Below are 10,539 nucleotides of genomic sequence, written 5' to 3'. Positions count from 1 at the left end.
GCCGTCGCACTTGGTCATGTGGCCTTTGGCGGCGTTGTACTGCGGCGCACCGTACGGACAGGCCATATGGCAGTAGCGGCAGCCAATGCAGACATCTTCATTCACTACCACAAACCCGTCGTCGCGCTTGTGCATCGCCCCGCTCGGGCACACTTTGGTGCAGGCCGGATCTTCACAGTGGTTACAGGCAATCGACAGGTAATAGGCAAAGACGTTCTGATGCCAGACGCCGTTATCCTCCTGCCAGTCGCCGCCCGCGTATTCGTAGATCCGGCGGAAGCTGACGTCCGGGGTCAGGTCTTTGTAATCCTTGCAGGCCAGCTCGCAGGTTTTGCACCCGGTGCAACGGCTGGAGTCAATAAAAAATCCATACTGGGTTGTCATCGGTTACTCCTTACGCCTTCTCGATCTGCACCAGATTGGTGTGTTGCGGGTTGCCTTTTGCCAGCGGTGACGGGCGATGGGTGGTCAACGTGTTGATGCATGAGCCGTGGTCGATCCGATCGCCGTTCATGTTGGCGTCGTGCCAGGCCCCCTGGCCCATCGCGCTGACGCCGGGCATGATGCGCGGGGTGACTTTCGCGGCAATGCGCACTTCGCCGCGGTCGTTAAACACGCGCACCATATCGCCGTTTTGAATACCGCGTTGTGCCGCATCAACCGGATTGAGCCATACCTCCTGACGGCAGGCGGCTTTCAGCACATCCACGTTGCCGTAGCTGGAGTGGGTGCGCGCCTTGAAGTGGAAGCCAAACAGCTGCAGCGGGTATGTTTTACGCTCTGGGGCATCCCAGCCGTCAAACGTTGAGGCGTACACCGGCAGCGGGCTGATGGTTTCATCTTTTTCCAGCTCCCAGGTGGCGGCAATCTCTGCCAGCTTGCTGGAGTAGATTTCAATCTTGCCTGACGGGGTTTTGAGCGGATGGGCATCCGGATCATCGCGGAATTTTTTATACGCCACGAAGTGTCCGTTGGGATCTTTGCGCTTATAAATGCCCATTTTTTTCAGTTCGTCATAGGACGGAAGCTGCGGATCTTTCGCCAGCATTTTGGCGTACAAATACTGCAGCCACTGCGACTGTGTCCGGCCTTCGGTGAATTTCTGATGGATATCCGGCCCGAGACGTTTCGCCACTTCGCTCATGATCCAGTAGATGGGCTTACGCTCAAACTTCGGCGCGGTGACGGGCTGCAGGAAAATCAGATAGCCCATATTGCCCGCATAATCGTTCGGAATGATGTCTTCCTGCTCGACGGTCATAAGGTCCGGCAGCAGGATGTCGGCGTATTTCGCCGAAGAGGTCATAAAGTTGTCGATCACCACGATGGTTTCGCACTTGCTTTCGTCCTGCAGAATATCGTGGGTTTTGTTGATGTCGGAGTGCTGGTTGATGATGGTGTTACCGGCATAGTTCCAGATGAACTTGATCGGCACATCCAGCTTATCCTTGCCACGCACGCCGTCGCGCAGGGCGGTCATTTCCGGGCCGCGGGCGATGGCATCTGTCCAGCTAAAGCAGGAGATCTGCGTTTTTACCGGGTTTTCCGGCAGCGGCATCCGTTCGATGGTGATGGTATAGGTCGATTCGCGCGCGCCGCTGTTACCGCCGTTGATACCCACGTTGCCGGTTAAGATCGGCAGCATGGCGATGGCGCGCGACGTCAGTTCACCGTTGGCCTGGCGCTGCGGTCCCCAGCCCTGGCAGATATAGGCGGGTTTTGTCGAGCCAATCTCGCGCGCCAGCTTGACGATGCGATCCGCCGGAATACCGGTGATGCGCGAAGCCCACTCCGGGGTTTTTGGCGTATTATCGTCGCCCTGGCCGAGGATATACGCTTTGTAGTGTCCGTTAGCAGGCGCACCTTCCGGCAGCGTTTTTTCGTCATAGCCAACGCAGTATTTATCGAGGAACGGCTGGTCAACCAGATTTTCGTTGATTAATACCCATGCAAGTCCGGCTACCAGCGCGGCATCGGTACCCGGGCGAATCGGGATCCATTCATCTTCACGTCCGGCAGCGGTGTCGGTATAACGCGGGTCGATGACGATCATCCGAGCATTTGAGCGTTCACGCGCCTGTTCGAGGTAGTAGGTGATCCCGCCGCCGCTCATACGCGTTTCCGCCGGATTATTGCCGAACATCACCACCAGTTTAGTGTTTTCAATGTCGGAGGTGCTGTTGCCATCATTGCTGCCGTAGGTGTACGGCATCGCGCAGGAAATTTGCGCGGTACTGTAGGTGCCATAGTGGCTCAGGAAGCCGCCGTAACAGTTCATCAGGCGCGCCACCAGCGAGGCGTAAGGGGAAGAGCGGGTGATATTGCCGCCGACAATGCCGGAGGAGTAGTTAATGTACACCGCTTCGTTGCCGTATTTTTCCACTACATTTTTCAGGCTGCGGGTCAGGGTATCCAGCGCTTCATCCCAGGAGATGCGCTCAAATTTACCTTCACCGCGTTTGCCCACGCGCTTCATCGGGTAGTTAAGGCGGTCAGGGTGATTAATGCGACGGCGGATGGAGCGTCCGCGAAGACAGGCGCGCACCTGATGATTGCCGTAGATATCCTCCCCGGTATTATCCGTTTCCACCCAGTAAACTTCGTCGTCACGGACATGCAGGCGCAGCGCGCAGCGGCTGCCGCAGTTCACCGAGCAGGCTCCCCAGACCACTTTATCTTCAGCAGGCTGTACGGCGTTTTGCACTGCAGCAGCGGCGCTCTTCAATCCAAACGGCAACGAGATACCACCGGCGGCAAGCGCCAGAGAACCTATCGCGGTGGACTTAACGAGTGTTCGGCGGCTGATTCCACCGTGATGTTCGACATCGGACATGACTCACCCCATCATTTTAATTGACTATTATTTTCGCCCGTGATTACAACCGGGCTAATGATGGGGTGAGTGTTACTTATTTGGAGGTATTAAATATTAATCCTCATAAATTCAAGGGGGATTGATGCAAGGAAAGTAGTTAAAAATCACTGCGGTTCGCCTTGCGGACTCTCCTGCGCGCCAGCAGCAGCGCCGCTGCCTGTGCGAGTGTACAAAATTTTGAAGGTATCATTGGCACAATGCCCAACAACCTGCGCATCCGGACGATCGGCCTGATCGTTGGGTACGATGTTCAGCGTAAAGCCAGATTCCGGCACGCCGTTGTTGATGATTTTCTGCTGAATGTCGCTTTTTACACGTTCGCAGGAATCCGGTGCCGCCAGCGCGGCGGTAGAGGCACTCATTAACAGCAGGGCGGTAATCCAGGGTAACCGTTTCATCTGTAGCTCCTTTTCTCTGTGTGTAGATTAATTTTAGCAGGGTTCGTGTAAACAACTGTATTTGCTAATATGATTGGGAATAATCTCCCTGAATCGGTAAATGATGTGAAGAAATACGCAGCGATAACGCTACTGGCCGCGACACTGGTGGGGTGCGACAACAATTCCGCGCCGCTGTCGTTCACGCCTGAGATGGCGAGTTTTTCGAATGAGTTTGATTTTGACCCGCTGCGCGGCCCGGTCAAAGACTTTACCCAGACGCTGTTTAACGACAAGGGCGAGGTCTCCAAACGGGTGACCGGGACGATGTCGACAGAAGGGTGCTTTGATACGCTTGAGCTGCACGATCTTGAAGCGAATACCGGCGTTGCGCTGGTGCTGGATGCCAACTACTACATCGATGCAGAAACCCAGCAGCGAAAAGTGAAACTGCAGGGCAAATGCCAGCTGGCCGAGCTACCGTCAGCCGGTGTGACATGGGATACCGATGACAATGGATTTGTGGTCGCGGCGCACGGTAAAGATATGGAAGTGAAATATCGCTATGACGCGGACGGCTACCCGCTGGGTAAAACCACTGTTTCCGGGGATCAGCACTTATCCGTACAGTCGACACCCTCGAAGGATCTGCGCAAAAGAATGGATTACTCGGCCGTGAGTTTACTGAATGACAAACCGCTGGGGAATGTGAAGCAGAGCTGCGATTACGACCGGCACAATAACCCGGTGAGCTGCGACCTGACCATCACCGACGACAGCGTGAAACCCGCGGTTGAGCGCAAGTACAGCATAAAAAACACCATTGAATACTACTGAGAGTAAAGCCGCGCAGGTTACTGCGCGGTAGGTTTCAGCAGGCTGGCACCAGACGCTTTGTGTCCGGCCAGATGCTGGTGCTGGAAAATGCACATGCGAATGGTGTTGCGGTATTCCCCGTTGATAAAGAACTCGTGGATTAGCTCGCCTTCCACCATAAAGCCCAGCTTACGGTAGATATGGATCGCTTTTTCGTTCTCTTTATCGACGATGAGATAGAGCTTGTACAGATTCAGAACATTGAATCCGTAGTCCATTGCCAGCTTCGCCGCCCGTGAGGCCAGGCCTTTACCCTGATGCTCCGGGGAGATAATGATCTGGAATTCCGCCCGGCGATGCACGTGGTTGATCTCCACCAGCTCAACCAGCCCGGCTTTTTCGCCTTCACACTCCACCACAAAGCGGCGTTCGCTTTGATCTTGAATGTGTTTATCGTACAGATCGGACAGCTCGACAAACGCCTCGTACGGCTCTTCAAACCAGTAGCGCATCACGCTGGCGTTGTTGTCGAGCTGGTGGACGAAGCGCAAATCTTCGCGCTCCAGCGGACGCAGTTTAACCTCAAGACCCGGCATTACGGTGCTACCGTGCGACCCGTGCGACGATCCAGGCAGCGCAGGGTGTTTGGCTCCCAGTAGGCATTAACGTTCGCGCTTTGCTGACACTTATCACGTGCGTCAAAGGCGACATCTTCTTTGTCCCACTCTTTCTCAGCACGCTTGTTCACCTTCTGACGAAGGCTGCGGGTGTCATTCCATTGTTCTTTGTCCATTGCGGCATTCTGGCGGCTCTGCGCGCTATCGCCAGACTCAATAATGAGTTTGCTGGTTTCGGCGGTAGCCGTTGCAGCGAAGGCGAGCGTTGACAGCGCCAGTGCGGCGGTCAGACAAAGGCGTTTGCTTAATGTACTCATAGCGTTTCCTTTTTGAATCGGTACAGATAATCACGTTACCCTGTTCAGATTCTACACCAAACAGAAATAACGGCATACCCGCGGCGCGGGTATGGAAAAGTAAACCGTATCATCAGGTATGATGGTTAAATAAATCCTCACCTGAAATGAAATATGATCAAAACAACGCTGTTATTTTTTGCCACCGCGCTCTGTGAAATTATCGGCTGCTTCCTTCCCTGGCTCTGGCTGAAGAAAGGGGAAACCGTGTTACTGCTGATCCCGGCGGGCATCGCGCTGGCGCTGTTTGTCTGGCTGTTAACGCTCCATCCGGCGGCCAGTGGTCGCGTCTATGCCGCCTACGGCGGGGTTTATGTCTGCACCGCGCTGCTATGGTTACGCGTGGTCGATGGGGTAAAACTCAGCGCCTACGACTGGGCCGGGGCTCTGATTGCCCTGTGCGGCATGCTGATCATCGTGGCGGGCTGGGGGCGCGCCTGAGCGCCCTGATTTTGTGATCGCTCGCGGATATTTTGATCATTATACTTGTATGGTAGTAGCTCAGTTGCGTAAATTTCCTGCATCACAACATGCGATGTAAGGAAAGGAATTATGAAGATTGTCGGGGCTGAAGTATTTGTCACCTGCCCGGGGCGTAACTTTGTCACCCTTAAAATTACGACCGATGAAGGCATCGTCGGTCTTGGCGATGCCACACTAAACGGACGCGAACTCTCCGTCGCCTCTTACCTGAAAGACCACCTCTGCCCGCAACTGATTGGCCGCGATGCGCACCGCATCGAAGATATCTGGCAGTTTTTCTATAAAGGCGCGTACTGGCGTCGCGGCCCGGTCACCATGTCGGCAATCTCTGCCGTGGATATGGCGCTGTGGGATATCAAAGCCAAAGCCGCCAATATGCCGCTTTACCAGCTACTGGGGGGCGCTTCCCGTGAAGGGGTAATGGTCTACTGCCACACCACCGGGCATACCATTGACGACGTGCTGGAAGATTACGCCCGTCACAAAGAGATGGGCTTTAAGGCGATCCGCGTCCAGTGCGGCGTGCCGGGAATGAAAACCACCTACGGCATGTCCAAAGGAAAAGGGCTGGCGTATGAGCCTGCCACCAAAGGGGACTGGCCGGAAGAGCAGCTGTGGTCCACCGAGAAATACCTCGACTTCACACCGAAGCTGTTCGACGCGGTGCGCAGTAAATTTGGCTTCAACGAACATCTGCTGCATGATATGCACCACCGCCTGACGCCGATTGAAGCAGCGCGTTTCGGTAAGAGCATCGAAGAATTCCGCATGTTCTGGATGGAAGATCCTACGCCTGCTGAAAACCAGGCGTGCTTCCGCCTGATCCGCCAGCACACCGTCACGCCGATTGCCGTGGGTGAAGTCTTTAACAGCATCTGGGATTGCAAACAACTGATTGAAGAGCAGCTTATCGACTACATTCGCGCCACCATTACCCATGCAGGCGGGATCACCGGCATGCGTCGTATTGCAGACTTTGCCTCGCTCTACCAGGTGCGGACCGGGTCACACGGCCCGTCCGATCTGTCGCCGATTTGCCATGCTGCCGCGCTGCACTTCGACCTGTGGGTGCCGAACTTCGGCGTGCAGGAATATATGGGCTATTCCGAACAGATGCTTGAAGTCTTCCCACACAACTGGCGCTTCGACAACGGCTATATGCACCCGGGCGACAAGCCGGGTCTGGGTATTGAGTTCGACGAAAAGCTGGCCGCGAAATACCCGTACGATCCGGCCTACCTGCCTGTGGCTCGTCTGGAAGACGGCACGCTGTGGAACTGGTAAAGGAGGAGCGAACGATGAAAAGCGTAGTGATCAAACAGCCCAACCAACTGGTGATTGAAGAGCGTCAACTCCCGCAACCGGGGGCAGGGGAAGTGCGCGTCAGCATTAAACTTGCCGGGATCTGCGGCTCCGACAGCCATATCTACCGCGGACATAACCCCTTCGCGAAATATCCGCGCGTTATCGGGCACGAATTTTTTGGTGTGATTGACGCCACGGGCGAGGGCGTTGACCCCGGACGCCTGGGGCAGCGGGTGTCCGTTGATCCGGTGATCAGCTGCGGGCACTGCTATCCGTGCTCGGTGGGTAAACCGAACGTGTGTACCTCCCTGGTCGTGCTCGGCGTGCATCGCGACGGCGGTTTTGCGGAATACGCCGTGGTACCGGCGAAAAATGCGTGGCCCATCCCGGACGCCATTCCCGATAAACACGCCGTGATGGTCGAGCCCTTTACCATTGCCGCCAACGTCACCGGGCAGGCAAAACCGACGGAACAGGATATCGCCCTGGTGTACGGCGCGGGCCCGATGGGGCTGGTTACCGTGCAGGCGCTGAAAGGTGTCTACAACGTCAGGCAGGTGATTGTCGTCGACCGCATTGATGAACGGCTGGCGATGGCGCAACGCAGCGGCGCGGACTGGGTCCTGAACAACGGTAATCTTGATTTGCATAAGGCGCTGGAAGAAAAAGGCATCAAACCGACGTTAATCATTGATGCCGCCTGTCATCCGTCGATTCTGCAGGAAGCGATAACCCTGGCTTCCCCGGCGGCACGTATCGTGCTGATGGGCTTTTCCAGCGATCCGAGCCAGATTGTTCAGCAGGGGATCACCAGCAAAAAGCTGTCGATATTCTCCTCGCGCCTGAATGCCAACAAATTCCCGGTCGTGATCGACTGGCTGGAAAAGGGGCTGATCGATCCTGAAAAAATGATTACCCACACCTTTGACTACCACCACGTGACAGACGCCATCGAACTGTTTGAGAAAGACCAGCGGCAGTGCTGCAAAGTCTTGCTCACCTTCGACCAATAATAATTTACGCGGTTAAGAGCCTGCGCAGACAGGCTCTGAGTGGTACGCATCTTACCTTGCAGAGATAGCCATTATGACTCAAGCACAACCTCAAAGAACGACTTCAGATCTGGTGAAAGCTGCCGTATCCGGCTGGCTGGGTACCGCGCTGGAGTTTATGGATTTTCAGCTCTACTCGCTGGGGGCCGCGCTGGTTTTCCATGAGATCTTTTTCCCGGAACAGTCCGCGGCCATGGCGCTGATCCTGGCGATGGGGACCTACGGCGCAGGCTATATTGCGCGCATTGTCGGCGCCTTTATCTTCGGCAGAATGGGCGATCGGATCGGTCGTAAAAAGGTGCTGTTTATTACCATCACCATGATGGGGATCTGTACCACCCTGATTGGCGTATTGCCGACCTACGGCCAGATTGGCATTTTTGCGCCGGTTCTGCTGGTGACGCTGCGCATTATTCAGGGGCTGGGTGCCGGGGCAGAAATCTCCGGTGCGGGAACCATGCTGGCCGAGTATGCGCCAAAGGGCAAACGCGGGATCATCTCCTCGCTGGTGGCGATGGGGACCAACTGCGGAACCCTGAGTGCCACGGCGATCTGGGCGGTGATGTTCTTTGCTCTCGATCGTGAAGAACTGGTGGCATGGGGCTGGCGCGTGCCGTTCCTGGCCAGCGTCGTCGTGATGATCTTTGCCATCTGGCTGCGTATGAACCTGAAAGAGAGCCCGGTCTTCGAAAAAGTGAACGACGCTGAAGCTGCCGTACCAGTGGCGAAGCCGGATACCTCCCTTGGGGCGATGGTGAAAAGCAAATCCTTCTGGCTGGCCACCGGGCTGCGTTTTGGTCAGGCGGGTAACTCCGGTCTGATCCAGACGTTCCTTGCCGGGTATCTGGTACAGACGCTGCTGTTTGATAAAGCGATCCCCACCGATGCGCTGATGATAAGTTCAATCCTCGGGTTTATCTCTATCCCGTTGCTGGGCTGGCTGTCGGACAAAGTCGGTCGCCGTCTGCCGTATATCCTCCTCAACGTTTCCGCCATCATTCTGGCGTACCCGATGCTGTCGATTATCGTCGATAAAAGCTATGCGCCGGGCGTCATTATGCTCTCGATTATTGTCATTCATAACTTCGCGGTGCTGGGGTTGTTCGCGCTGGAAAACATCACCATGGCGGAGATGTTTGGCTCGCGTAATCGCTTTACCCGCATGGCTATCTCCAAAGAGGCGGGCGGTCTGGTGGCGGTGGGCTTTGGTCCGGTGCTGGCGGGGATCTTCTGCAACATGACCGGCTCCTGGTGGCCGATTGTCGCGATGCTGATTGCCTATTCCGTGATTGGTCTGGTTTCAGCCATTTTCATGCCGGAAGTGCGCGACCGTGATTTGAGCGCGGCACAAGACGCGGCTGAACCACAGGCGCTGAACGATAAGGCTGGTGAGTCACGCAAATATGGAGCGCTGCTATGAGTTTCATTAATGATAACTTTATGATTAGCAACGCCAGGGGCGTTGCGTTATATCGCGACGTCGCGAAAGAATTGCCGATAATTGACTATCACTGTCATCTGGTTGCGAAAGATATTTTCGAAAATAAACCGCTGGAGAATATTACCGAGCTTTGGCTTGCAGGCGATCACTACAAATGGCGCGCTATGCGCGCCAACGGTATAGATGAAAAATACATTACGGGCAGCGCCACCGCGGAAGAAAAATTTGCGGCGTGGGCTGAAACGGTCGACGCCAGTTATGGCAATCCGCTCTATCACTGGACGCATTTAGAACTGCATCACTATTTTTCCTGTGATGAACCGCTGGGCAGCCATAACTGGCGTGAAATAATGGAGCGCTGTAATCGTTTATTACAACAGCCTGATTTTACGCCCCGCGAACTGATTAAACGCTCAAAGGTGGAGGTCATTTGTACCACAGATGCACCGCTGGATGACCTGCGTTACCATCAGTTATTGCGCGATGACGCAACATTCAACGTCAAGGTATTACCGACATTCCGCCCGGATGACGTTTTTACGTCGGATGCGCATCAGTTCGCCGACTTTACCGATCGATTAGCGGAGCTGACGGGGCGGTCCATTCACGCCTTTAGCGATTTTGCTGCTGCGCTCGGCGAGCGTATTGCCTGGTTCCACGACATGGGGTGCCGTATTTCGGATCATGGCCCTGTGGAGATCCATTATCAGGCTGCGGATGACAGTATCGTGGAATCGATATTTGTCCGTAAACGGCAGGGTGAACATCTCAACGCACGGGATAGCGCGATTCTTGACAGTGCTATTTTTATCATGCTGGCGTGTTATTACCGACAGCATGACTGGGCCATGCAGATACACTTCGGTGCGATACGCAATAATAATACCCGCATGTACCGTGCCCTGGGCATAAATACCGGGTTTGATTCACTGACGGATCAGGTCAATCTTGCTGCGAATATTAATCAGCTGCTGGATGCCATGGCCCTTGCAGACGCGCTGCCAAAAACCATCCTGTATAACCTCAACCCCAGCTACAACGATATTGTCGCGACGACGATCGCCAATTTTCAGAGTGCAGAACTGGGAGTGAAATCACCGATGCAATTCGGCTCCGGCTGGTGGTTTAACGACACCCGTCGCGGGATGGAAAACCAGCTCAACAGCCTGGCAGATCAGGGGTTGTTAATGAATTTTGTCGGCATGCTGACCGACTCC

General features: G+C 55.0%; 11 protein-coding genes. 6 read left to right on the top strand and 5 right to left on the bottom strand.

Annotation, left to right across the window (positions count from 1 at the left end):
- The 3 genes from AX755_RS25790 to AX755_RS13325 form a co-directional block, all read right to left on the bottom strand.
- Positions 1-384 (bottom strand): 4Fe-4S dicluster domain-containing protein (locus tag AX755_RS25790; RefSeq protein WP_231883360.1); only part of this gene is annotated, 384 nt, incomplete at its 3' end.
- Between the two features lie 10 nt (positions 385-394).
- The gene (gene ynfE, locus AX755_RS13330) at positions 395-2,833 is read right to left on the bottom strand and encodes a selenate/tellurate reductase subunit YnfE (RefSeq protein WP_062856907.1); all 2,439 of its coding nucleotides are present in this window, start codon (positions 2,831-2,833) and stop codon (positions 395-397) included.
- Positions 2,834-2,979: 146 nt separating this feature from the next.
- On the bottom strand, positions 2,980-3,273 hold the full coding sequence (locus tag AX755_RS13325) for a DUF1161 domain-containing protein (RefSeq protein WP_013096796.1): 294 nt from the start codon (positions 3,271-3,273) through the stop codon (positions 2,980-2,982).
- Positions 3,274-3,378: 105 nt separating this feature from the next.
- Between AX755_RS13325 and AX755_RS13320 the strand changes: the two genes are divergently transcribed.
- A complete protein-coding gene (locus AX755_RS13320; protein ID WP_080396962.1) occupies positions 3,379-4,089 on the top strand; it encodes a YnfC family lipoprotein in 711 nt (236 codons plus the stop codon).
- A 17-nt stretch (positions 4,090-4,106) separates the two neighbouring features.
- Here AX755_RS13320 and speG read toward each other — a convergent pair whose 3' ends face one another.
- Complete coding sequence (gene speG / locus AX755_RS13315; RefSeq protein ID WP_062856906.1) at positions 4,107-4,664, bottom strand: spermidine N1-acetyltransferase; 558 nt, start codon at positions 4,662-4,664, stop codon at positions 4,107-4,109.
- A complete protein-coding gene (locus tag AX755_RS13310) occupies positions 4,664-5,002 on the bottom strand; it encodes a DUF1283 family protein (RefSeq protein ID WP_013096793.1) in 339 nt (112 codons plus the stop codon). Before AX755_RS13310 ends, speG begins: the two co-directional genes overlap by 1 nt.
- Before the next feature lie 153 nt (positions 5,003-5,155).
- Between AX755_RS13310 and AX755_RS13305 the strand changes: the two genes are divergently transcribed.
- The 5 genes from AX755_RS13305 to uxaC form a co-directional block, all read left to right on the top strand.
- Positions 5,156-5,482, top strand: a complete 327-nt coding sequence (locus AX755_RS13305) for a YnfA family protein (RefSeq protein ID WP_062856905.1) — start codon at positions 5,156-5,158, stop codon at positions 5,480-5,482.
- Positions 5,483-5,593: 111 nt separating this feature from the next.
- Positions 5,594-6,808 carry a starvation-sensing protein RspA gene (rspA, locus tag AX755_RS13300; RefSeq protein ID WP_013096791.1) on the top strand — a complete coding sequence of 405 codons (1,215 nt, stop codon included), beginning with the start codon at positions 5,594-5,596 and terminating at the stop codon, positions 6,806-6,808.
- 14 nt (positions 6,809-6,822) lie between these two features.
- The gene (locus tag AX755_RS13295) at positions 6,823-7,842 is read left to right on the top strand and encodes a Zn-dependent oxidoreductase (RefSeq protein WP_062856904.1); all 1,020 of its coding nucleotides are present in this window, start codon (positions 6,823-6,825) and stop codon (positions 7,840-7,842) included.
- A gap of 73 nt (positions 7,843-7,915) precedes the next feature.
- Positions 7,916-9,301 carry an MFS transporter gene (locus AX755_RS13290; protein WP_038980483.1) on the top strand — a complete coding sequence of 462 codons (1,386 nt, stop codon included), beginning with the start codon at positions 7,916-7,918 and terminating at the stop codon, positions 9,299-9,301.
- On the top strand, positions 9,298-10,539 hold a 1,242-nt coding region (gene uxaC, locus AX755_RS13285), incomplete at its 3' end, for a glucuronate isomerase (RefSeq protein WP_231883359.1). The genes AX755_RS13290 and uxaC, both read left to right, overlap by 4 nt.

This window comes from Enterobacter sp. SENG-6, assembly GCF_001605945.1.
GTDB classification, from domain to species: Bacteria; Pseudomonadota; Gammaproteobacteria; order Enterobacterales; family Enterobacteriaceae; genus Enterobacter; species Enterobacter cloacae.
The sequence above is the reverse complement of the archived record's forward strand: the minus strand, read 5'-3'. Positions and strand labels throughout refer to the sequence as shown.